23 protein-coding genes and 1 pseudogene are annotated in these 22,571 nt (G+C 70.9%); 14 read left to right on the top strand and 10 right to left on the bottom strand.

Features of this window, described 5'->3' with window-relative positions; translation table 11 throughout:
* Positions 1–30 precede the first annotated feature (30 nt).
* Positions 31–285, top strand: a complete 255-nt coding sequence (gene nrdH / locus AC21LY_RS23015) for a glutaredoxin-like protein NrdH (protein ID WP_489048899.1) — start codon at positions 31–33, stop codon at positions 283–285.
* A gap of 64 nt (positions 286–349) precedes the next feature.
* On the opposite strand, the gene AC21LY_RS23010 is transcribed toward nrdH, so the two are convergent.
* Positions 350–478, bottom strand: coding sequence for a hypothetical protein (locus AC21LY_RS23010; protein WP_489048898.1), 129 nt, complete (start codon positions 476–478; stop codon positions 350–352).
* Here AC21LY_RS23010 and AC21LY_RS23005 point away from each other — a divergent pair.
* Positions 477–1,013: an SDR family NAD(P)-dependent oxidoreductase gene (locus tag AC21LY_RS23005; RefSeq protein ID WP_489048923.1), complete on the top strand. Its 537-nt coding sequence runs from the start codon at positions 477–479 to the stop codon at positions 1,011–1,013. The genes AC21LY_RS23010 and AC21LY_RS23005 overlap by 2 nt on opposite strands.
* Positions 1,014–1,043: 30 nt before the next feature.
* Here AC21LY_RS23005 and AC21LY_RS23000 read toward each other — a convergent pair whose 3' ends face one another.
* The 4 genes and pseudogenes from AC21LY_RS23000 to AC21LY_RS22985 all read right to left on the bottom strand — a co-directional run.
* Positions 1,044–1,958: an NADP-dependent oxidoreductase gene (locus tag AC21LY_RS23000; RefSeq protein ID WP_489048897.1), complete on the bottom strand. Its 915-nt coding sequence runs from the start codon at positions 1,956–1,958 to the stop codon at positions 1,044–1,046.
* Between the two features lie 62 nt (positions 1,959–2,020).
* Positions 2,021–2,935 (bottom strand): RNA polymerase sigma factor SigJ, encoded by a 915-nt coding sequence (sigJ, locus tag AC21LY_RS22995; protein WP_489048896.1) that lies wholly within the window; start codon positions 2,933–2,935, stop codon positions 2,021–2,023.
* A gap of 272 nt (positions 2,936–3,207) precedes the next feature.
* A complete protein-coding gene (locus AC21LY_RS22990) occupies positions 3,208–3,600 on the bottom strand; it encodes an aromatic-ring hydroxylase C-terminal domain-containing protein (protein WP_489048922.1) in 393 nt (130 codons plus the stop codon).
* A gap of 130 nt (positions 3,601–3,730) precedes the next feature.
* Positions 3,731–4,732: pseudogene (locus AC21LY_RS22985) on the bottom strand (FAD-dependent monooxygenase); the annotation flags it as partial.
* A gap of 86 nt (positions 4,733–4,818) precedes the next feature.
* On the opposite strand from AC21LY_RS22985, the gene AC21LY_RS22980 reads away from it, so the two are divergent.
* The gene (locus AC21LY_RS22980; RefSeq protein WP_489048895.1) at positions 4,819–5,445 is read left to right on the top strand and encodes a TetR/AcrR family transcriptional regulator; all 627 of its coding nucleotides are present in this window, start codon (positions 4,819–4,821) and stop codon (positions 5,443–5,445) included.
* Between the two features lie 138 nt (positions 5,446–5,583).
* Here AC21LY_RS22980 and AC21LY_RS22975 read toward each other — a convergent pair whose 3' ends face one another.
* Both AC21LY_RS22975 and AC21LY_RS22970 read right to left on the bottom strand, forming a co-directional pair.
* On the bottom strand, positions 5,584–5,946 hold the full coding sequence (locus tag AC21LY_RS22975; protein WP_489048894.1) for a hypothetical protein: 363 nt from the start codon (positions 5,944–5,946) through the stop codon (positions 5,584–5,586).
* An 83-nt stretch (positions 5,947–6,029) separates the two neighbouring features.
* Positions 6,030–6,416: a recombinase RecA gene (locus AC21LY_RS22970; RefSeq protein WP_489048893.1), complete on the bottom strand. Its 387-nt coding sequence runs from the start codon at positions 6,414–6,416 to the stop codon at positions 6,030–6,032.
* Positions 6,417–6,696: 280 nt separating this feature from the next.
* Between AC21LY_RS22970 and infC the strand changes: the two genes are divergently transcribed.
* From infC to AC21LY_RS22950, 4 genes are read left to right on the top strand one after another with little or no spacing between them, the layout of a single operon-like run.
* Entirely contained in the window at positions 6,697–7,335 is a 639-nt protein-coding gene (infC, locus tag AC21LY_RS22965; protein ID WP_146437343.1) for a translation initiation factor IF-3, read from the top strand.
* 46 nt (positions 7,336–7,381) lie between these two features.
* Positions 7,382–7,576: a 50S ribosomal protein L35 gene (gene rpmI, locus AC21LY_RS22960; RefSeq protein WP_013127045.1), complete on the top strand. Its 195-nt coding sequence runs from the start codon at positions 7,382–7,384 to the stop codon at positions 7,574–7,576.
* Between the two features lie 51 nt (positions 7,577–7,627).
* The gene (rplT, locus tag AC21LY_RS22955; RefSeq protein WP_146437342.1) at positions 7,628–8,008 is read left to right on the top strand and encodes a 50S ribosomal protein L20; all 381 of its coding nucleotides are present in this window, start codon (positions 7,628–7,630) and stop codon (positions 8,006–8,008) included.
* Between the two features lies 1 nt (position 8,009).
* Positions 8,010–8,807 (top strand): TrmH family RNA methyltransferase, encoded by a 798-nt coding sequence (locus tag AC21LY_RS22950; protein ID WP_489048892.1) that lies wholly within the window; start codon positions 8,010–8,012, stop codon positions 8,805–8,807.
* A 3-nt stretch (positions 8,808–8,810) separates the two neighbouring features.
* Here AC21LY_RS22950 and AC21LY_RS22945 read toward each other — a convergent pair whose 3' ends face one another.
* Positions 8,811–9,542, bottom strand: coding sequence for a GAF and ANTAR domain-containing protein (locus AC21LY_RS22945; RefSeq protein ID WP_489048891.1), 732 nt, complete (start codon positions 9,540–9,542; stop codon positions 8,811–8,813).
* A 389-nt stretch (positions 9,543–9,931) separates the two neighbouring features.
* Here AC21LY_RS22945 and AC21LY_RS22940 point away from each other — a divergent pair, with 389 nt between their 5' ends.
* Genes AC21LY_RS22940 through AC21LY_RS22920 form a run of 5 tightly spaced genes read left to right on the top strand, consistent with a single transcriptional unit; the run spans position 9,932 to position 16,655 of the window.
* Positions 9,932–12,010: a catalase gene (locus tag AC21LY_RS22940; RefSeq protein WP_489048890.1), complete on the top strand. Its 2,079-nt coding sequence runs from the start codon at positions 9,932–9,934 to the stop codon at positions 12,008–12,010.
* Positions 12,011–12,020: 10 nt separating this feature from the next.
* Positions 12,021–13,082 (top strand): acyl-CoA dehydrogenase, encoded by a 1,062-nt coding sequence (locus tag AC21LY_RS22935; RefSeq protein WP_489048888.1) that lies wholly within the window; start codon positions 12,021–12,023, stop codon positions 13,080–13,082.
* The gene (locus AC21LY_RS22930; protein WP_489048887.1) at positions 13,079–14,443 is read left to right on the top strand and encodes a PIG-L family deacetylase; all 1,365 of its coding nucleotides are present in this window, start codon (positions 13,079–13,081) and stop codon (positions 14,441–14,443) included. The genes AC21LY_RS22935 and AC21LY_RS22930 overlap by 4 nt, the downstream gene beginning before the upstream one ends.
* Complete coding sequence (locus tag AC21LY_RS22925; protein WP_489048886.1) at positions 14,440–15,219, top strand: glycosyltransferase family 2 protein; 780 nt, start codon at positions 14,440–14,442, stop codon at positions 15,217–15,219. The genes AC21LY_RS22930 and AC21LY_RS22925 overlap by 4 nt, the downstream gene beginning before the upstream one ends.
* A gap of 35 nt (positions 15,220–15,254) precedes the next feature.
* Positions 15,255–16,655, top strand: coding sequence for an acyltransferase family protein (locus tag AC21LY_RS22920; RefSeq protein ID WP_489048885.1), 1,401 nt, complete (start codon positions 15,255–15,257; stop codon positions 16,653–16,655).
* On the opposite strand, the gene AC21LY_RS22915 is transcribed toward AC21LY_RS22920, so the two are convergent.
* Positions 16,586–18,073: a nucleobase:cation symporter-2 family protein gene (locus AC21LY_RS22915; RefSeq protein ID WP_489048884.1), complete on the bottom strand. Its 1,488-nt coding sequence runs from the start codon at positions 18,071–18,073 to the stop codon at positions 16,586–16,588. The two genes, AC21LY_RS22920 and AC21LY_RS22915, sit on opposite strands and share 70 nt — an antisense overlap.
* Before the next feature lie 61 nt (positions 18,074–18,134).
* Positions 18,135–18,737 carry a nucleoside deaminase gene (locus AC21LY_RS22910; protein ID WP_489048883.1) on the bottom strand — a complete coding sequence of 201 codons (603 nt, stop codon included), beginning with the start codon at positions 18,735–18,737 and terminating at the stop codon, positions 18,135–18,137.
* A 214-nt stretch (positions 18,738–18,951) separates the two neighbouring features.
* Between AC21LY_RS22910 and pheS the strand changes: the two genes are divergently transcribed.
* Together pheS and pheT are read left to right on the top strand one after the other, a co-directional pair.
* Positions 18,952–20,007: a phenylalanine--tRNA ligase subunit alpha gene (gene pheS / locus AC21LY_RS22905; protein WP_489048882.1), complete on the top strand. Its 1,056-nt coding sequence runs from the start codon at positions 18,952–18,954 to the stop codon at positions 20,005–20,007.
* 49 nt (positions 20,008–20,056) lie between these two features.
* A complete protein-coding gene (gene pheT / locus AC21LY_RS22900; RefSeq protein WP_489048881.1) occupies positions 20,057–22,552 on the top strand; it encodes a phenylalanine--tRNA ligase subunit beta in 2,496 nt (831 codons plus the stop codon).
* Positions 22,553–22,571 lie beyond the last annotated feature (19 nt).

Below are 22,571 nucleotides of genomic sequence, written 5' to 3'. Positions count from 1 at the left end.
GCATGTGACACTAGATGTAGTGTTGATGGCATGAGCAACGTGACCGTCTACACCAAGCCCGCGTGCGTGCAGTGCACGGCGACCTACCGTGCGCTCGACAAGGCCGGTGTCGAGTACAGGTCGGTCGACATCAGCCTCGACGAGGAGGCGCGGGAGTACGTCCTGGCGCTCGGCTACCTGCAGGCGCCGGTGGTCGTGGTCGACGGCACCGAGCACTGGTCGGGCTTCCGTCCGGACCTGATCAAGGCGCTGGCGTCCGCTCCGGTCGCCGTCGCCGGCGCGTAGCCGGTCAGCGCGCACGACGGACGGGCCCTCAGTCGCGGGGATGCGACTGAGGGCCCGTTCGTCGTCACCGATCCGTGTATCCGTTCAGCAGCGCGGTGAGGATCCTCGTCAGGCGCGGCTCGACGTCGACCACTGCGTGCCCGAGGTCCGGGTCGGTCTCGTAGAGGTCGCGCAGCGACGTCTTCGGCCTCATCGCCCTGAACAAGGCGTTCATCCCGATCTTCCGGGAGCAGCGGTCGGGGGTGATCGTCAACGTCAGCTCGATCAGCGCCGACGGCGGCTACCCGTACACCTCGGTGTACCAGGCGTCGAAGGCCGCCGTCGCGTCGCTCACCGAGGGCCTGCACGCGGAGCTCGCAGAGTTCGGCGTGCAGGTCAAGGCTCTGCACCCGGGCAGCCACGAAACGAAGATCTTCACCAAGGTCGACCGCGCTGAGGACGTACCTCCCGACTACGCCGAATCCGCGGCGAAGTTCGCCTCGCTCAACCTCACCCGCTCCGATCCTGCGATCACCGCCGACGTCATGTACCGAATGGTCGTCGACGGCGACCGGAAGAAGATCCACTACTACAGCGGCCCGGACTCCGAGGCGATCCCGCGCGTCAAGCAGCTGCTCGGCCAGGACTGGTACCTCGAAGAACTCGCCGCCCGAAACCGCAACGTCGCCAGCCCGCTCTGGCAGGCCCTGATGCCCAGCCCCGTCGCCACCGGCGCCGCCCCCGCATGAGGTGCACTCCACGCCTCCTGGCGTCGGCGTTCAGCCGATTGTCACAATGATCTTTCCCGCGGGTCGCGCGGCCCGGTTGAACGCCGCAGGGGCACCGTCGAGCGGGACACGTTCGCCGATGACGGTGCGGAGCCGACCGTCCGCGACCCGGCGCCCGATCTCGCGCAGCTGAGCCCGGTCGGATTCGACGACGAAGAAGATCGCCCGGCCGTCGGCCGGTTGTGTCGCCGGCGGACCGGCGATCGTGACGAGCGTGCCGCCGGCGCCGACCACCTCGGTCGACCGTGCGCCGATCTCACCGCCGATCACGTCGACGACCAGGTCGACGGGATCGAGCTCCTCCAGCCCGGGGCCGGCGAGGTCGATGAACTCGTGAGCGCCGAACTCGAGCGCGCGATCCCGATCCGCCGCCCGGCCGCCGCCGACCACGTACGCGCCCGCCTCCCGGGCGAGCTGGACCGCGACGGAGCCGACGCCGCCGGCGGCGCCGTGAATCAGGACCCGCTGCCCGACCTCGAGACGTCCGTGGGTGAAGAGGCACTGCCAGGCCGTCAGTCCGGAGATCGGCAGGCTCGCGGCGACGGCGAAGTCCACGTCGGCGCGGAGGGGCGCCAGGTTCCGCGCCTCGACGGCGACGTACTCGGCCATGGACCCGTCGCGGGTCCAGTCGGTGAGCCCGAACACCCGCTGGCCGACGGTGAACCCCGTCGTTCCATAGCCGAGTTCGGCGACGACACCGGCCACCTCGTGGCCCGGGATGCTCGGTGTCCTATTGCGGCCCGCACGGTCGGTCCACGTGCCGGGCCACGCCAGCTCGCCGGGCGTGAAGCCTGAGGCGTGAACGCGGACGATCACGTCGTTCTCGGCGGCGTGCGGGTGCGGACGGTCAGCGAGGTGCATGCCGCTCGTTCCGGCGGAGCGATCAGTGACGACGACGGCCTTCATGGGAGCCCTTTCGCATGGGTGATGGGGAGTCACTCATATCGACGAGGCAGCACGTCGGAATGTCAGGCGGTTCCGTCGTTCCAGGTCCGGAGCTTGTCCGGGTTCCACTGGATCCATACGTGTGACGTGCCGCTCGGTGTCGCCCGGAGGTTGAGGACGCCGGTGATCGCGCCGTCGCGGACCATCGCGAGCGCGGCACCGTCGCCCGTGGTGACCGGCCGCAACAGCACGCCCGCCTGTCTGTCGAGCACGCCGAGCACGAACCGTGCCACCTTGCTCGCGCCGTCGATGACGTTGCGAGCGGCCCGCGCCCTGCCGCCGCCGTCGGTAGTCAGGGAGACGGAGGGGTCGAGCAGTCCGATCAGCCCGTCGAGATCACCGCCCTCGCACGCAGTGGCGAACGCTGCGACCATCCGGCCGTGCTCCGTGGGTTCGACGCTGGCGGCACGCTCCTGGTCGATGCGACGGCGCGCCGACCACGCGAGCTGGCGAGCGGCGGCGGACGACCTGTCGACGATGGCCCCCACCTCGGCGAATCCGTATTCGAAGACGTCATGGAGCACGAACGCGACGCGCTCGGCCGGAGTCATCAACTCCATCACGACCAGCAGCGCCGTGCTGACGGACTCGTTCTGCACCGCCACCTGGAGCGGATCATCGGCGATCTGCGGATCGTCGACTGCCCGAATCGGCTCGGGCAGCCACGGTCCGACGTACGCCTCGCGCCGCACCCGTGCCGAGCGCAAGACGTCGAGACAGACCCGGCTGGTCACGCGCGTGAGCCAGGCCGCGGGGTTGAGCACGCCCGCACGTTCGGCCTCGGGGAGCCGATACCACCGCACGTAGGCCTCCTGCACGGCGTCCTCGGCGTCCGTCTTCGTTCCCAGCAGCCGGAAAGCGATGCCGGACAAGTGCGGTCGGGCATCGTCGGCCTCGGAGCCGGCGCTGGGAGACGACGAGTTCTTCGAGGCGGTCACCCTGTGATGGTAGGCACTGCAGCTCGTGTCATCTTCGACTCCTCGCGGTGCGCGCACTCCACCCCGCGGATCCGGTGCACCCCGCGCATCGTGGCGCTCCGGTACGCCGAGAGGATCCGAGCAGAACTCGTAGAGATCGCGTCAGCCGGGCAGCCCGCGGCGGCGACGGTCCCGCGAAGGTCGCAGTCGACCTGGTCGAGAGGCTCGCACGGGCCGCCGCCGCTGTCCGGTCAGGGGTGCTCGCGTCTGCCTCGCGGTGACCAGACGGTCCGTCACTGTGCTTGTGCCACAACGAACCCGGCGCTCAGCTCGTGCCGGAGCACACCGGAGTCCCTGTCCGCGTCGCCGGCCCAGGCGACGTACCCGTCAGGGCGCACGAGTACGGCTTTCGGGGTGGCGATCGTTCCGACGCCCGGCACGTCCCACTCGGTAGTGAGCGGCGTGGCGGAGACGTACCTGATGCGGTCGCCGCACTCGCTGATGAGCTTCGTCCAGTCCCGCGTATCGGGATCGGCCGCCAGGTCGAGGAAGACCGGTCGGGCGGGCGTGAGGAGTTCGAAGACGCGCCGCGCCCCGTCCGGCGTGGTGATGTCCGCATCGGGTACCCGGCGACCGGCGAGGGGGTGTGCGCTCGCCGTGGGGTACGCGAGGGCGAGCCCCGACACGATCGTGCTGAGGTGCGCGTTGGCCTCGTCCAGCTCCACGAAGTCGGCGACGACGTCGGCCAGGTCGGCGATTCCCGCCCCCGGGCTCGACGAGGAGGGATTGCGCGCGAATCAGTTCGAGCATCGCGGCGTCCGCGGCGTGGCGTTCGTCGTGGTAGCTGTCGAGCAGTTCGACGGGTGCGTCGCCGTGGATCACGGCTGCGAGCTTCCAGCCGAGGTTGAAGGCGTCCTGCATGCCCATGCTGATGCCGTGTCCGCCGACCGGGAGGTGGATGTGGGCGGAGTCGCCCGCGAGGAACATGCGGCCGGAGCGGTACCGGTCGGCCTGCCGGTTGGCATTCGTGAACGAGGAGATCCACCGCGGGCTGTGCATTCCGTAGTCGGTGCCGGCGACTCGGACGGCGGTCGTCTGGAGTTCTTCGAAGGTGACGGCGTCGTCGTACCCGGGCAGCCGTTCGTTCAAGGTGATGACGATGCGATACCACCCGGGGCGCAACTGCAGCACCGAGATCAAGCCTGCGGGACGGCGTTCGAGCTGTACCGGGTGCTCGGGCGGCGAGTCGAGTTCGACGTCCGCGAGGAGATTGATCGATGTCGCGTCCGTGCCCGGGAATCCGACGCCCATGATCTTGCGGACGGCGCTGCGGCCGCCGTCGCAGCCGACCAGGTAGGAGCCGTCGAGCGCGTCGGTTCCGGCGGGACCGTCGACGACGACCCGGACCCCTCCGTCGACCTCGTACGCGTCGGTCACGGTTCGACCCCATAGCGGCCGGGCTCCGAGCTCGTCCGCCACCTCTTCCAGGAGGCGCTCGGTTTCGATCTGGAGGATGTTGAGGCCGAACGGGAACCGCGTCGCGAGCACCGAGTAGTCGAGCTTGTTGCCCGCGAAGTTCGGCAGGTCACTTGCGGGGCCCGCCGCCAGGAACCGATCGACGACGCCCCGCTGATCGAGCATCTCCAGCGTGCGCGGCTGCAGCCCCGCCGCGCGCGAGCCGTCCATGTGGCGGGCCACCTGACGCTCGAGCAGGAGGACGTCCGCCCCGCCACGTCGCAACTCCGCGGCGAGCGTGAGGCCCGTTGGGCCGGCGCCGGCGATGATCACGGGGCGCCGGCGATCCTCGTTCGTTCCCATACGACATCCCTCCGGCGCCTCTAACAACGTTAGAGAAAACCGTATCATCGTTCGGGAAAGAGGTCGATCGGTGCTAATCTGCGGCAGTGGTGGAGCGAGTGACCCGCGACGCGATCGCGCGAGCCGGACTGCAGGTCCTCGACAGGGAGGGGATCGACGGCGTCACGATGCGCGCTCTCGCCGCAGAGCTGGGGGTTCGTGCTCCGACGTTGTACTGGCACCTGAAGTCCAAGCAGGACATCTTCGGGGCCATGGCCGCTGCTCTGAGTGCGGACGCCGCGGCGATGATGACGGCCGCGGACCGTCGTGCCCCGTGGCGCGAGTGCATCACGCGCTGGGCACGCGCGCTGCGTCGTGCAATGCTCAGTCACCGAGACGGCGCCCGCGTTTTCGCCGGTACCTTCGCCACGAACCCGGCCAGTCTGGACGTGATCGAATCCGTGCTGGCCGCGTGGCACGACGCAGGCCTGTCGGCGGAGGCCGCCGCGGAGCGCCTGGCGATCCTGCGGCACTTCGTGATCGGTACGTGCATCGACGAGCAGGCCCTCAACGCACTGCACGGTGACGCGACGAGGCTCGAGCAGATGCGATCATCGATCGACGTGACCCGCTTCCCGTCGACCGCGGCGGCGTTCCCGTCGATACTCGCCACTCCCGCCGGCGACCGATTCGAGCTCGGCGTACGCCTCCTGCTGTCCACGGCCATCGAGTAGGCCCCCACGCGTCGTGATTCGGACGCTACGCCGATCGCCCGTGGTCGTGACTACTGCTCACGAAAAAGCCGAAACGGGCCCTCGGTCGCGGGGATGCGACTGAGGGCCCGTCCGTTGTCGGCGAGGGATGGTCTGTGGTCAGCGCGGCGGGTAGCAGCGGCCGGGCTCCCAGCGGGCGGGGATCCACCGCCCCTGCTCGTACCAGCCCGGGTTCCATCGCGGCTGCACCCAGTAGCCGGGACGCCACCGATAGCCGTCGAACCAGCCCGGACGCCAGTAGCCGGGTGACCACCAGCCGGCGTGCCAGCGGCCCGGTGTCCAGTAGCCGGGCACCCACCGTCCGGGCTGGCACCATCCGCCCCCGGGGCCCCCGGGGTATGCGGGGTGCGAGACCGCGGGGGTCGGGGCGGCCGACGCGGTCGCGGCGGTCACGCCCCCGAGTGGGGCAAGTACTCCTGCAGCGACCAATACGCCGGCCGCGAGCGTTCGCATTCGTTTCATGAGAGAACGGTACGCCCGGTGTGACCTGGAACACTAGACCTGTTTACGCAGGTCAGGGTGTACTTGGGGGATAACCCTGAGGGTTATCCGTACACCGGTCCCGTGTATTTCTCGCCCGGACCGTGGCCCGGTTCGTCGGGATAGCTGCTGTACTCCCGGAAGGCGAGCTGGAGGGACTTGAGCCCGTCCCGGTACGGCCCCGCATGGGGGCCGAGGTACTCGACGGACGCCGTGGTCAGCCCGGCGAGCGCGGTGATGAGGCGGCGGGCCTCGTCGAGGTCGAAGTGCGGGCTCTCGCGCGGATCGAAGGCGCCGGTCCCGTCGCCGTCCGCGGCCGTGAGGCCGAGCTTCTCCGCCGCGGCGCTCATCAGCAGCATCCAGGCGCTCGAAATGACCTCGATCGATGGCGAATCCGCGACCAGGCGTTCCAGGGTGTCGGGCTCGGGGGACGAATTCGGATTCTCACTCACGACTGCTACACTGTCATGTGCGACCGCTCCGGCTATGCCCGGGGCAGCAAGTGGAGTCCACTCCCACCACGTCGACCCTTGGTCGGCTGGTCCGGTCGCCGCCACGGAATCCGTGAGGAATTCCTGTGGCGGTCTCCTTGTTCAAGGAGGGGTCGATCGCCGGCGTACGCCGTCGGGGGCCCGAATCGGTCGGTGTGGGCCCCGTCAGGTGAATTCCTGGTCGGGGCCTTTTCGCTGTGTGGGACTTGGTGGGCCTCGTCGGCTGCGCGGCGGTCTACGAGTGAAGACCGCTCGCAACGAGACACGAGCACCTATTCAAGGAGGCCCCATCAGCACTGAGACACGCACCAACGGTCAGATCCGCGTTCCCGAGGTCCGACTCGTCGGCCCCGGCGGCGAGCAGGTCGGGATCGTGCGAGTTGAAGATGCGCTCAAGCTGGCGTACGAGGCGGATCTCGACCTGGTCGAGGTGGCGCCGAACGCCCGCCCGCCCGTGTGCAAGATCATGGACTACGGCAAGTTCAAGTACGAGGCGGCGCAGAAGCTGCGCGAGTCGCGGAAGAACCAGCAGCTGACCGTGATCAAGGAGCAGAAGCTCCGCCCGAAGATCGACGACCACGACTACGAGACCAAGAAGGGGCACGTCGTCCGCTTCCTGGAGCAGGGCTCGAAGGTCAAGGTCACGATCATGTTCCGCGGCCGCGAGCAGTCGCGCCCGGAACTGGGATTCCGTCTGCTGCAGCGCCTCGGCGCCGACGTCGCCGAGTACGGCTTCGTCGAGACGTCGGCGAAGCAGGACGGCCGCAACATGACCATGGTCCTCGCCCCGCACAAGGGTGCGAAGACCCGCGCCAAGGCGCAGCAGGACAAGGAAGCCCCGGTGGCGCGGCCCGCCGCGCCCGAGGCTCCGGCCGAGTAGCGACGTACGTCGCGCCCGGCACGAACGAGACAAGAGAGACGAACACATGCCGAAGAACAAGTCCCACAGCGGTACCGCGAAGCGCTTCAAGATCTCGGGTAGCGGCAAGGTCCTGCGCCAGAAGGCCGGCCGCCGGCACCTGCTCGAGCACAAGAGCTCGCGCGTGACCCGTCGCCTCGACGGTGTGGCCGAGGTCGCGCCCGCCGACGTGCGTCGCGTCAAGAAGCTGCTCGGCAAGTAAGCCGCCTCGCCAGAACCCGCTAGAACTTTCATCACGTAAGGACGAAGACCTATGGCACGCGTCAAGCGCGCAGTGAACGCTCAGAAGAAGCGTCGTTCCATCCTCGAGGCCTCGAAGGGCTACCGCGGCCAGCGGTCGCGCCTCTACCGCAAGGCCAAGGAGCAGCAGCTCCACTCGCTGACCTACGCGTACCGCGACCGCCGTGCGCGCAAGGGCGACTTCCGCAAGCTGTGGATCACGCGCATCAACGCCGCGGCGCGGGCCAACGACCTGACCTACAACCGCCTGATCCAGGGCCTGAACCTGGCCGGCGTCGAGGTCGACCGCAAGAACCTCGCCGAGATCGCCGTCTCCGATCCGGCCGCCTTCACCGCGCTCGTGGAGATCGCCCGCAAGGCGCTCCCGGCCGACGTGAACGCGCCCGTCGCGTAACTTGACGCAGTACTCGCAACGACCCGCGGACCAGCTCTTCACGGAGCGGACCCCGCGGGTCGTTGCCGCATCCAAGCTCTTGCGCTCCGCAGGTCGCCGCAAGGCGGGCCGGTTTCTCGCGGAGGGCGCCAACGCGGTCACCTCCGCGCTCGAGGCGGGCCTCGTCGAGGAGCTCTTCGTCACCGAGGAGGGCGCTGCCCGGTACCCCGGCCTCCTCACCGGTCGCGAGGCGTACGTGACCGAGCGCGCCATGCGGGGCCTGTCGGACACCGTCACCCCGCCCGGCATCGTGGCGATCTGCCGGGCCCTGCCCCAGGCCCGGGTGCCCGACGGTGCGCGGCTGGTCGCCGTGCCCGTCGACATCGCCGAGCCCGGTAATGCCGGCACCGTCATCCGCGTGGCCGACGCCGTCGGCGCCGACGCCGTGCTCCTCGCAGGCGACGCCGTCGACCCGATGAACGGCAAGGTCGTGCGCGCCTCCGCCGGATCCGTCTTCCACCTGCCCGTCGTGCAGGAGCGCGATGCCATCGCCGCGATCACGCAGCTCAAGACCGCCGGCCTGACGGTGCTCGCCACCGCCGCCGACGGCGAGGTCTCCCTCGACGACGCCGACGAGCTGCTCGCCGGCCCCACGGCCTGGCTGTTCGGCAACGAGGCGCACGGGCTGCCGCGGGCACTGCAGGACCTCGCGGACCACCGCATCGCCATTCCGATCCGCGGCCGCGCCGAGTCGCTCAACCTCGCTACCGCCGCGTCGATCTGCCTGTACGCGAGTTCGCGCGTGCAGAACCGGGCGTAGCGGTCAGCGCCGGCCGGAGCCCCGCTCCGCGACGATCTTGGCGGCCAGATCCGCCAGCCGGATGTTGCGGTCACTCGACAGTGTCGACAGCAGCTCGAAAGCGCGCACGGCGTCGATGTCGTACCGCTCCATCAGGATCCCCTTGGCCTGGCCGATCAGGTCGCGGCTGGCGAGCGCCGAACGGAACTGCAGCTCCCGGTCGTTGGCGGTCATCGCGGTCGCCGCGTGGGTGGCGAGCATTCCGCCGATCGTCTCGGCCTCGTCGGAGAAGGCGTCCGTGGCCTCGGCGAAGAGGTTGAGCGCGGCGACACGCCGGTCGAAGGTGAACAGCCGGAACGAGAGCATGCTCCGCACCCCGGACGCGACGGCTGCGGGGCCGAAACGCGGCCATCGATCGTCCGCCGACAGATCGGGAGCCCGAGTCACCGCGTCGGACGTGGCCGCGTCCCAGCACGGTCCCTCCTGAAGACGGTTCTGCAGTTCGTCGAGGCTCGTCGCGAGCGCCGACGTCGGCCCCAATGAGCTGTGCTTCTCCGGCCCCTCGACGCTGAGGACCGACGCGGCCACCACGCAGGGGAGAAGATCGACGCAGGCGCGCGTCACGCTCGTCAGCGTCTCCTCGACCCCGGGCGTCCGTGCGATATCCCGCGATATCGCCGTCATTGCGCTCAGCACGGGAGGGAGGTCGCCGTCGGGCTCGGCGTCCGGTGCGCCGGACGTGCGCGACTGTGTCATGGTCGTCTCGATTCTGGAGGATCACGAACCGGCGGGCGTCGATCGCCGTCTGACGACACATCTAACAACACGGGCGGCGACGAGCGGGCGCGGGCCCGCCGATGTCGATCGGTTCACCTTCCCTTCGATGGAGCCGGGTGCTAACGTACCCGTTTGGAAGCTTGTCTAACGGCTGGCTTTCGTCGCATTGAGATCACGGTGCGGTGTGTTCGTGTGCGCACACACGCCCGTGAGGTCTCAGATTCGCGCCCTCCGTGACCGTGTACTCGCCGGACACTCCTGCCGCAACAGGAGATTGGAGTGACAGTTCCGACCCGAGGGCCGTCCAGCCCTACGCAGGTCCGTGGTGAGCGGAGCTCGCATTCCAGGACCATCGACGAGGAGAGAACGTGAACGAGGCCGCAGAACGGCGCCGCGTCACCGAGACCGGCAACGCCGGCGAGGTGCATCAGAGCTTCGACAGTGCGCCGGTGCTGACCACCGCGCAGGGTGCGCCGGTGGCGGACAACCAGAACTCGCTGAAGGCCGGTGCGCCGGGACCGACGCTGCTCGAGGATCAGGTGTTGCGGGAGAAGATCTTCCGGTTCGATCACGAGCGGATTCCGGAGCGCGTCGTCCACGCGCGCGGGTACGGCGCGCACGGCGTCTTAGAGGTGACCGACTCGCTGGCTGATGTCACCGTCGCGGACCTGTTCGCCCGCAAGGGCCGCACGACCCCGGTGTTCGTACGCTTCTCCACGGTCGCGGGCCGGGCCGGCTCCTTCGACCTCGCGCGCGACGTCCGCGGCTTCGCGGTGAAGTTCTACACCCAGCAGGGCAACTGGGACCTCGTCGGCAACAACATCCCGGTCTTCTTCATCCAGGACGCGATGAAGTTCCCGGACCTGGTGCACGCCGTGAAGGAGGAGCCCGATCGCGGGTTCCCGCAGGCGCAATCCGCGCACGACAACTTCTGGGACTTCATCTCGTTCATGCCCGAGGCCACGCATATGACGCTGTGGCAGATGTCCGACCGGGCGATTCCGCGATCGTTCCGGTTCATGGAGGGCTTCGGCGTGCACACCTTCCGGTTCCTCGACGCGGAGGGCGCCCCGACGTACGTCAAGTTCCACTGGAAGCCGGTACTCGGGTGCCAGTCGGTGATCTGGAACGAGGCGGTGAAGATCAACGGCGCCGACCCGGACTACCACCGCAAGGACCTGTGGAACGCGATCAAGGGCGGCGACCTTCCGCAGTGGGACCTCGCGGTTCAGCTGTTCGACCAGGAGACCGCCGACGCACTGGACTTCGACCCGCTCGATCCGACCAAGCTGATCCCCGAAGAGATGATCCCGCTGCGCATCGTGGGACGGATGACACTGGACCGGGTGGTGGACAACGAATTCGCGGAGATCGAGCAGGTGGCCTTCTGCACCGCTAACGTCGTTCCGGGCATTGATTTCACCGAAGACCCGCTGCTGCAAGGACGCAACTTCTCCTACCTCGACACGCAGCTGTCCCGGCTCGGGAGCCCCAACTTCACCCAGTTGCCGATCAACGCGCCGCGGTGTCCGGTCGCCAACTTCGCCCGGGACGGGCACATGCAGACCCTCGTGCCGTCCGGGCCGGTGAACTACGAACCCAACGGCCACCCCGATCCGGGACCCCGCGCGCGGCCGCAACTGGCGAGCGTGACGTCGCTGCGTACCGAGGTCGGCGGCCTGAAGGCACGCCTGCGGCCGGAGTCCTTCGCCGACCACTACAGCCAGGCGCGGGTGTTCTGGCTCAGCCAGACCGACGTGGAGCAAGACCACATCGTCGACGGATTCGTCTTCGAACTCAGCAAGGTCGAGGACCCGTCGATCCGCGAGCGCGTGGTCGCCAACCTGGTCAACGTCGACGAGGCCCTTGCCAGTCGCATCGCGGAGGGGATCGGCATCGCCACGCCGGCGGCGAGCGAGCCGTTCGCACCGGTGCGGACAGACCTGCCGCTCGCGCCCGAGGTGAGCATCCTCCGCAATCCGCCCGAGACCTTCGCGGGCCGCACGCTCGCGGTGCTCATCACCGAGGGCAGCGACGCGAAGCTGTTCGACCAGCTGCGGGAGGCGGCGGAGAAGGCCGGCGCGAACGTCGTCGTCCTCGCTCCGAAGGTCGCCGGCGTGACACTGGGCGACGGCTCGGCCGCGCCGGTGGACGGGCAGCTGGCGGGGTCACCGTCGGTGCTGTTCGATGCGGTGGCCGTGATCCCGTCCGTCGAAGGAGGCCCGGAACTCGCGCTCGACCCCGCGGCCAAGGACTTCGTCAACGACGCCTTCCACCACTTCAAGTTCCTCGGCCTGGGCGAGCACGCGGACGTGCTGCTGGAGAAGGCCGGGCTGCTGTCGCGGCTCGACGACGGATGCGCGCGACTGACCACCAAGAAGTCGGTGACCGCGTTCCTCGCTTCCTGCCGGGCGCTGCGGTTCTGGGACCGCGACGTCGTCGGATGACGGGCGAGGGATGACGGGCGAGCACAGCCGGGCCGCCGACGCCCCGGTCGATATCGGCGCCGGCCGGGCCTCCGCCCGTCTGCTGGCGGACGTGGCTGCCGCCGCGGACGACGTCCGCGGGGACCCCGTCGCGACGGTGGGTCGGCTGCCCGCTCTGACGGAGGCCTTCACGTCGGCGGCGGGCCTCGCGGAGGAGTGGTCGGTGATGGCCACGCTCGGCGCGGTCGACCTCACCGTCGCCCGCACGGTCGAGCCCCACGTGGACGCCCTGACCATCCTCGACGAGGCGGGGACGCGGCCTCCCCGGGCCGGCGCGGCCGGCGGGTGGGGCGTCTACGCCGCGGAGAGTTCGACCGCCAGGCTCACCGCGGAGGAGGTCGACGGGGCGTGGCTCCTCACGGGCACGAAGCCCTGGTGCTCCCTCGCCGGCCTCGTGGACAGCGCCCTGGTCACCGCGTGGACCGGCCCGACCACCCGCCGGTTGTTCGCGGTGCGGACCGCGGACGCCGAGATCGGCGACGATCCGTGGGTCGCGCGCGGGCTGACCGCGATCGCCTCCCCGGCACTGACTTTCACGCGAGTTCCCGCGGTGCCGGTCGGCGGCGACGACTGGTACCTGACCCGGCCGGGCTTCGCTGCCGGTGGGATCCGGGTCGCCGCGGTGTGGTTCGGCGCGGCCGTCGCGATCGGGCGCACGCTGCGGCGCGCCACCGCGGGAGGGCGCGGCGACCAGATCGGATCGATGCATCTCGGCGCGGTCGAGGCGGCCCTGCACCAGGCGCGGTGCGTGCTCGCGGATGCCGCGGCGCGGCTGACGGCACCGTCGGGTCGGGGCTCGGAGCCTGCGGACGCCCCGGCCCTCGCGCTCCTCGCCCGGCGGGCCGTGCGCGCGGCGGCGGAGGAGGTCATCGAACGGACCGGCCATGCGCTCGGGCCGACGCCGCTGGTCCGCGACCCCCGGCACGCCGCCCGCGTCGCCGACCTGGAGATCTACCTGCGCCAGGAACACGCCGAGCGTGACGAGGCCGCGCTGGGCCGCTGGTCGCTCGAACACGGAGGGCTCGTCCTGTGACCGCTACGTCTCCCGGAACCGCCGTCCCGCCGCGCTTCTCCTCGAACGATCCGGGCACGAGTGAGGCCTCCTGGCGGCCGGCACTCGCCGCCGCCGCGGCGCCCGCGGTCGGCGTGCGCCCCCGCCTCGTGGTGGTCTCCGCGCACCCCGACGACGAGACGCTCGGGTGCGGCGGGCTGATCCACGACGCGATCAACGACGGGGCGCAGGTGACGGTGGTCCTCGCGACCTGGGGTGAGGCGTCCCACCCGGGATCGCCGACGCACACCCCGGCCGATCTCGCCGCACTCCGGCGCACCGAGATGGAGCACGCGCTCGGGCTCCTCGCCGCCGGCGGCGCGCCTATCGGGCTCGTGGCCGTCGGCCTCCCCGACGGCCGGGTCGGCGACCACCACGAGCCGCTCACCGCGGCGATCGTCGACGCCGTCGGCCGCGACGGGCCCGGCACCGTCGTCATCGCGCCGTGGCGGGACGACGGTCACCCGGACCACGCCGCCGCCGGGCGTGCGGGCGCGGCGGCCGCGGCGCGCACCGACGCGGCCTTCCTCGAGTACCCGATCTGGTTCTGGCACTGGGCGACACCGGAGCGACTGGACGGCGTTCCACTGCGTAGTCACCGTCTCAGCCCCGCCGCGCGGGCGGCGAAGGCGACGGCGATCGACGCCCATCGGTCCCAGACCCTGCCGCTGTCACCGGCTCCCGAAGACGGCGCGGTGCTGCCGAGTCGGGTCGTCGCGCACTTTACCCGCGACGACGAGCACTACGTGCGCCCGCCGTCGCCGACCGACCACCAGGCGTTCGAGCCCTTGCACCGCACCTCGAACGATCCCTGGGACGTCGGGTCGCGGTACGAGCGGGACAAGCGTGCCGCGACCACGGCGGTGATCGACCGGCTGCCGCCGCTGCGACGCGTGCTGGAGATCGGCTGCTCGGTCGGTGCGCTGACCGCGGAGCTCGCGCAGCGCGCGCCCCACGTCGACGCGCTCGAGCCGTCGCCCAGCGCACGGGCCGCCGCCCGCGCCGCGACCGCGCACCTGAGCGGAGTGACGGTCCTTGCCGGTGCCGCCCCTGCGGACATCGGCGCCGCGCAGTACGACCTGGTCGTTCTCTCGGAGGTCGGCTACTTCCTGAGCCCTGCGGAGCTGCGCGCGACTCTCGACCGGATCCACGACGTGCTCGTGGCGGACCGTGGATGGCTGCTCGGCTGTCACTGGTGCCACCCGATCGAGGGCTGGCCGCTCGACGGCGCGGCCGTGCACCGGGCGATCGACGAGCACCCGGGGTTCGTCGAGCAGCGCCGGCACACCGACGCGGTTCCGCTGTCGCCCGACTACGAGCTCCGACTGTGGTGCGCGCGATGACGTCCGCATCGCTGTCGCGCATCACCGTGATCGTTCCCGCGCGCGACGAGGAGCGCGTCATCGGGCGGTGCCTGTCGTCGATCGCCGCCGCACGCGCGCATCTCTCCGCCGAACTCGGAGCGGATGCACCGGTCGTGCACACTCTGGTCGTGCTCGACACCTGCACGGACGCCACGGCGCTCATCGCCGAGGGGAACGCGGTGGCGACGCTCGCGCTCACCGTGGGGTCCGTCGGAGCGGCGCGCCGGACCGGCATCGCACACGTCCTCGCCGGGGCGACGGTGCCCGCGAGCAGCCACTGGCTGGCGAACACCGACGCCGACACCGTCGTGCCGCTCGACTGGCTGACCACCCACTACCGGCACGCCGCTGACGGAGCGGTCGTCCTGACCGGGCTCGTACGTCCCGACCCGACGGAACTCACGCCTGCGGAACGCGCTCGGTGGGACGACCTCCAGCCCGTGCGCAGCCGGCACGAGCACGTCTACGGGGCCAACCTCGGGATCCGCGCCGACGTCTATCAGTTCCTGGGCGGGTTCCCGGCCGTGCGCACCGGCGAGGACCGCGCGCTCGTCGGGGCCGCCCTCGCCGGGATGATCCCGGTGACCGCGACGACGAGCGGCACCGTGACCACCTCCGCCCGCACGCACTCCCGCGCCCCCAGCGGGTTCGGCGCGTGGCTGACCGAGAACGTGATCAGTGCCGGTTGCGATCCTGCGGCGGCGCGGACCGCGCTGGCATCGGAGTCGGGGATAGTCCCCGGGACAGTCGCGTAGGACTACTCATTCGCGAGGGCGTCCGCACCGGAAGCATGGTGATCATGAGATTGCTGCCCGCCCGCGCCGCCGTCCTCGACGGCACCCCGGATGCCCGCGACCGCGCCATCGACGTCGCCCGGCTCGTCAGTCTGCTCGTCGTCATGTTCGGCCACTGCGTGCTGCTGCTCGCGACGGTCACGCCGTCGGGCGTGTGGGTCGGCAACACGCTCGGCGCGCAGCCTTCACTGCAGCCCATCACGTGGGTGCTGCAGGTCATGCCGCTCTTCTTCCTGGCCGGAGCCGCGAGCAGCGCCTACGGGCTCACGCCCGGAACCGCGTGGGGTGGGTGGCTGCTCGGGCGGGCGCAGCGGCTGGCCCGGCCGGTGTTCTGGTACCTGGCGTTCTGGTCGCTCGCGCTGGGCGCGACCCGGGTGCTGCTGGGGGAGTCGAGTGCCGCGCGGCTCGGCGGGGAGGCGGTCGCGCTGCTGTGGTTCATCGGCGTGTACCTGCTGGTCCTGGCCTTCGTACCGGCGCTGATGCGATGCGGAGCCCTCGCGCTCGCCATGGTCGCCGTGGGCCTGCTCGTCGCGTCCGCCCTGGTCGACGGTGCGCGGCTCGCCACCGGGGCGATCGAGTGGGGCTTCCCGAACTTCCTGCTCGTGTGGCTGATCCCCGTCGTGATCGGCGTCGCCTACGCCCGGCGGATGATCCCGGTGCGGTTCGCACTGGCGACCGCCGGCCTCGCCTTCGCCGGCGCCGTCGCGGCGGTCGTCGTCGGTCCGTACGACGTGCCGCTCGTGGTCACCGGCACCGAGACCTTCTCCAACACCACGCCGCCGACGCTGCTCCTCGGCCTGCACTGCGTGTGGGCCGGCATGCTCTTCGTCGCGGCGGCGCCGGCGATCGGTCGCTGGGCCCGGAACCCCCGGGTGTGGTACCCGGTGGCCGTCGGTAACGGGGGAGCGATGACGCTCTACCTCTGGCACATTCCGGCGATCGCGGTCGCCGCCTTCGGCCTGCACGCCGTCGGGATCGATGCGACCGACCCGGCGCAGACCGGCTTCTGGGGCCTGATGGGGCTGCGCGCCGCGGTCTTCGCTGTGGTGATGTCCGCGCTGTTCGTCCTGCTCTCGCCGCTCGAGCATCGTCGTATCCCGTGGTGGGACGACCGCATCACGGCCTCCGGTGCGCGCGGCGGGGTGGTCGGCGGGCTCGTCTGCGTCGCCGGGGTCGCCGTGCTGCTCATGGCCAAGGAGGGACTCGGGTCGTCGACGGGGTGGTGGGCTCTCGGCGGGTTCGTCGGCGCGCTGATCGCAGCGCGCGCACTGGCCCGCGCGGAAGCTCCCGGCGCGGAGGACGGGGACGCAGCTGTCCGGGGGCGCGCTCAGGCGGACGTGCGCGCGCCCTGCGCTTGCGTGCCCGACGGTGCCGCGAGGGCCTCGTCGGACCGCTGAGCGGCATCGTCGACCTCGTCGGAGACCCCGACGGCGGGGCCGGCAGCCACGATCGACGGCTGCTCGGGCGCGCCGGGGAGGAGGACGTTGAACAGCAGGTTGAGGACCACCGCCACGATCGCAGCCGCGCTGATGCCGGAGTGGAAGATCACGACGAACCAGGCGGGGAAGGCGTGCCAGAAGTCGGTCGAGACGACGGGGATCAGGCCGAAGGCGATCGCCGCAGCGACCACCAGCAGGTTGTTGTTGCCCTGGTAGTCGACCTTGGCGAGGGTGCGGATCCCGCTGGCCGCGACGGTGCCGAACAAGACGATCCCGGCGCCACCGAGGACCGGCCCGGGGATCACGCTGAACGAGGCCGCCGCCATCGGCGACAGCCCGAGGAGCAGGAGGATCGCGCCGCCCGCAGCCACGGCGAACCGGCTCTTGACCCCCGTGAGCGCGACCAGCCCGACGTTCTGCGCGAACGCCGTGGCGGGGAACGAGTTGAACACCGGCGCCAGCAGCGAGGACGCCATGTCGGCCCGCATGCCGTCGGCGACGCGGCGCGCGTCGACCTTCGTGCCCACCACCTCGCCGACCGCCAGGATGTCCGCGGTGGTCTCGACCATCGTCACCAGGATCACGACGGTGAGCGAGATGATCGCGCCGATCTCGAACATCGGCCCGCCGAAGGCGAAGGGGTGGGGGAGCGAGAACACGGACGCGGATCCCACGGCGCCGACGTCGGCGCGACCGAAGATCAGGGCGGCGAGGGTGCCGACCATCAGCCCCAGCAGTACCGATAGCCGGGAGAACACACGCACCTTGCTGAGCAGGACGACGGTGAGGAACGTGAACATCGCGAGGCCGATGCTCGGCAGCGCGGCGAAGTCCGGATTGGCGACCCTCCGCCCGTCGACGGTGATCGTCGGCTGTCCCGTGATCCACCCCGCCGCGACCGGCATGAGCGACAGGCCGATCACCGTGATGATCGACCCGGTCACCACGGGTGGGAAGAAGCGGATCACCCGCGCGAAGAACGGGGTGATGGCCAGACCGACGGCCGCGGCGACCAGGAGTGACCCGAAGACCACGCGGAGCCCGTGTTCGGGGTCGCCGGCGAGGATCGTGAGGATGGTCGAGACGGTCGCGAAGCTGGTTCCCTGCACCAGCGGGAGCCGGCTGCCGAAGAACGGCACCGCGAGCGTCTGCAGGACCGTCGCCAGGCCGCTGACGAACAGGCCGCTCGCGACGAGGAGCGCCTTCTGCGCGGTGTCCAACCCGGCCGCGCCGCCCACGATCAGCGGAACGGCGATGACACCGCCGAACATCGCGAGGATGTGCTGGACTCCGTAGCCGAGAGTCTTCCCCACACCCAGGTACTCGTCCTCCGGTCGCGTGCGCGGCGTGCCGCCGTCCGTCGTCGTGATCGCCATGGCCCGACGGTAGGCAGCCCGATCCGTCGATCGATTGCCTCGATGTGACGGCGGTGTTGCATCATGCGAGGGCGATGTTGCCCGCCGCGGTGCCGTCCGCGTTCTTGCTCGCCTGGTACGTCCGGGAGAGCTCGTCGTAGACGGCGATCAGGCGGTCCACCTCGGCGGGTGCCTCCGCCCTCGCGAGGGGCATGAGGTCCGTCGATCGGAAGAACGCGTTCGTACGGTTGTACAGATCGCGCCCCGGCGCCGGCGCTGCGCGGTCCGGGTCGGGGACCGCGTACACCTCGGTCAGGATCCTGATGTCGTGCGGAATGGCGAAGGACCGCTCGGAATCGCTGTGGCTGAACAGGTAGGAGAAGTTGTCGAACCCCGACCACGCGATGCCGGACAGGCACAGCGAGCAGGGCTCGTGCGTGGCGAGGAAGACGCAGTCCGCGGGAGCCGGGCGGTCGTCGAGCTCGTAGAACTTCTTGATCGCGTGGATCTCGCCGTGCCACAGCGGGTTCGACGTCTCGTCGTTGGTCGCGGCGATGACGGTGCTCAGGTCGCTCTTGCGGAGGATCGCGGCACCGAACAGCTTGTTTCCGGCCGCGACACCGGCGCGGGTGAGCGGCACGATCTCGTCGGCGATCACGGCCAGTAGGCGGGTCAGGTCGGTCATGCATCCATCACACCGCACCGGCGCCGGATGTGCGCGACCGACGGCTCATGGCGGCCCGGGGTGAACTCGCGGGGGTCGTCGAGGACGCGTGGCTTCCCGAGCGGCGGTGAACCGCTCCGCGGGCGGAAGGCGGCTGTCATGCGTTTTCGGTTGAAAAGAGCCGTCGACTACTCTGGTCGGGTACCGTCCCACCCTCACCGAGGAGCCCAGACCAGTGTCGGAAGACCAGCTCGCCCCCGCCGATGACCTCAGCGAAGCCGCGCTCGACGCCTTCGCCGACGAGGCCGCGCGGGCGTTCGACGCCGCGTCCGACCTCGAGGCTCTCAACGCCGCGCGGCTGGCGCACCTCGGTGAGAAGTCGCCGCTCGCGCTGAGCAAGCGGGCACTGGGTTCCATTCCCAAGGAGGAGCGCAAGGACGCGGGTAAGCGCGTCAATGTCGCGCAGGGCCGGGCCCGGGCCGCCTACGAGCAGCGGAAGGTGGTCCTCGACGCCGAGCGGGACGCCGCGGTGCTCGTCTCCGAGTCCATCGACGTGACGCTGCCGTCGGCGCGCGCGCCGCAGGGCGCGCGGCACCCCGTGAGCATCATCGCCGACGAGGTGGCCGACTTCTTCGTCGGCATCGGTTGGGAGATCGCCGAGGGGCCCGAGGTCGAGACCGAGCACTTCAACTTCGACGCACTCAACTTCCTCCCCGATCACCCGGCGCGCTCCATGCAGGACACCTTCTACATCGCGCCCGAGGGCTCGCGGCAGGTGCTGCGCACCCACACCTCGCCGGTGCAGGTGCGCTCGATGCTCACCCGCGACGTGCCGATCTACGTGGCCTGCCCGGGCCGCACCTTCCGCACCGACGAGCTCGACGCCACGCACACCCCGGTGTTCAGCCAGGTCGAGGGCCTCGCCGTGGACAAGGGCCTGACGATGGCGCACCTGCGCGGCACCCTCGAGGCCTTCGCCAAGGCGATGTTCGGCCCCGAGACGACCACCCGCATGCGGCCCAACTACTTCCCGTTCACGGAACCGTCGGCCGAGGTCGACGTGTGGTTCCCGAACAAGAAGGGCGGGGCCGGCTGGATCGAGTGGGGCGGCTGCGGCATGGTCAACCCGAACGTGCTGCGAGCCTGCGGGATCGACCCCGAGGAGTACTCGGGCTTCGCCTTCGGCATGGGCCTCGAGCGCACCCTGCAGTTCCGCACCGGGCTGTCCGACATGCGCGACATCGTCGAGGGCGACGTCCGCTTCAGCCTGCCCTTCGGCGTCCGCGGCTAGCGCCCGGCGCGCCCCAGCACCAGACTCACCCAGGAGAAGGACTTCCACCGTGCGCGTTGCACAGTCATGGCTCACCGAGATCCTCCGCCGCGACACCCCCGACTGGGGCGTGAGCGCCGACGAACTGGACGCCGGGTTCGTGCGCGTCGGCTTCGAGGTCGAGGAGCTCGACTCGCTCGACACCGTGACCGGCCCGCTGAAGATCGGCCGCGTCGCGCACATCGAGGAGCTGACGAACTTCCGCAAGCCCATCCGGTTCTGCCAGGTGGACGTGGGCGAGGCGGAGCCGCGCGGCATCGTCTGCGGCGCCCGGAACTTCGCCGAGGGCGACCTCATCGTGGCCGCCCTGCCCGGTGCCGTGCTGCCGGGCGGCTTCGAGATCGCCACCCGCAAGACCTACGACCACGTCTCCGACGGGATGATCTGCTCGGTGTCCGAGCTCGGCCTCGGCACCGATCACTCCGGCATCCTCGTGCTGCCGGAGGGCACCGCGCAGCCCGGCGACGACGCCAAGCCCGTGCTCGGCATGGACGACACCGTCATCGAGCTCAACGTGACGCCCGACCGCGGCTACGCCTTCTCCGTCCGCGGCCTGGCCCGCGAGCTGGCCTGCGGCTACGACCTGCCCTTCACCGATATCACCACCCCGTCGGATCAGGTCGGCAGTGGCGAGGGCGGGGTCGACGTCACCGTCGAGGCGGAGTCCGGCTGCACGCGCTTCACCGCGCTCCGCGTCGAGGGCATCGACCCGAAGGCCGTCAGCCCGTGGTGGCTGCAGCGCCGGCTGCTCACCTCCGGCGTGCGCCCGATCAGCCCGGCGGTGGACGTGACCAACTACCTCATGCTGCTCACCGGCCAGCCGCTGCACGCCTTCGACGCCGACCGCGTACAGGGCGGCCTCGTCGTCCGCGCCGCCCGCGCCGGGGAGACCCTCGAGACCATCGACCACGTCGAGCGGAAGCTCGACCCCGAGGACGCCGTCATCGTCGACGAGTCCGGTCCGGTCTCGCTCGCGGGTGTCATGGGCGGCGCCACCACCGAGGTCGGCGACGACACGGTGAACGTCATCCTCGAGGGCGCGGTCTGGAACCCGGTGAAGGTCTTCCGCACCGGCAAGCGGCACAAGCTCAGCTCGGACGCCGCGAAGCGGTACGAGCGCACCGTCGACCCCGCGATCTCCGTGTGGACGGTCCGCGAGGCCGCGCGCCTGCTCACCGAGATCGCCGGCGGCACCGTCGTGGGCGAGCTCACCGACCTCGGCGGCTACGAGGAGCGTCCGCAGGTGACCATCGCGGCGGACCGCCCGGACCGGGTTGCGGGCATCGCCTACGCCCCGGGCACGACGGTGCGCCGCCTCACCCAGATCGGCTGCACCGTCGACGGAGTCGGCGCGTCGAGCACCGGCGAGGGCCCGCACAACCTCACGGTGACCCCGCCGACCTGGCGGCCCGACCTGACCATGGCGGCCGACCTCGTCGAGGAGGTGCTGCGGCTCGAGGGGCTCGAGCAGATCCCGCCGGTACTGCCCGCCGCGCCGGGCGGCCGGGGACTGACCGCCCGCCAGCGTCGCCGCCGGGTCGTGAGCCGGTCGCTCGCGCACACCGGCCACGTCGAGGTGCTGACCAGCCCGTTCCTGCCCGCCGACGTCTTCGACACCTGGGGCCTCGAGGCCGACGACCCGCGCCGGAACACCACCAAGGTGCTCAACCCGCTCGAGTCCGACCGCCCGTCGCTCGCGACGACGCTGCTCCCGGGCCTGCTCGAGACCCTGGCGCGCAACGTCTCCCGTGGTCAGCGCGACCTCGCGCTGTACACGATCGCGCAGGTCGTGCTGCCCACGGATTCGACGGCCGCGGTCGACCCGATCCCCGTCGACCGTCGCCCGACCGCGGAGCAGGTCGACGAGCTCAACGCCTCGTTGCCGCGGCAACCCGAGCACGTCGCGCTCGTCTTCGCCGGCGCCCGCGGCACCGCCGGCCCGTGGGGGCCCGCGCGTCCGGCGGATGCCACCGACGCCTTCGAGGCCGTCCGCGAGATCGGGCGCGCGAGCAATCTCGAGCTCACTCTGCGCGCCGCGCAGTACGCACCCTTCCACCCCGGCCGGTGCGCCGAGGTCCTCGCCGGCGAGACGGTCGTCGGGCACGCGGGCGAGCTGCATCCCGCCGTGCTCGAGCGGGCCGGCCTCCCGGCCCGGACCTGCGCCGTCGAACTCGACCTCGACGCGATCCCGCTGGTGGAGAACCTGCCCGCGCCCGTCGTCTCGCCGTTCCCCGCGGTCCTGCAGGACGTGGCGGTCGTCGTCGACGCCGCGGTGCCCGCGGAGGCCGTCCGGGCGGCTCTCGCCGACGGCGCAGGGGACCTGCTCGAGGCGATCTCGCTGTTCGACGTCTTCACCGGCACGCAGGTGGGCGAGGGACGCAAGTCCCTGGCGTTCTCCCTGCGCTTCCGCGCGGGCGATCGGACGCTCACCGAGGACGAGGCGTCTGCGGCTCGTGACGCCGCGGTGGCGAAGGCGTCGGAGGCCGTGGGGGCGGTCCTGCGGTAGCGACCCGGACATGGAGCCG

The organism is Tsukamurella sp. II2bb (assembly GCF_057815145.1).
This window is presented reverse-complemented; position numbering and strand designations above follow the sequence as displayed.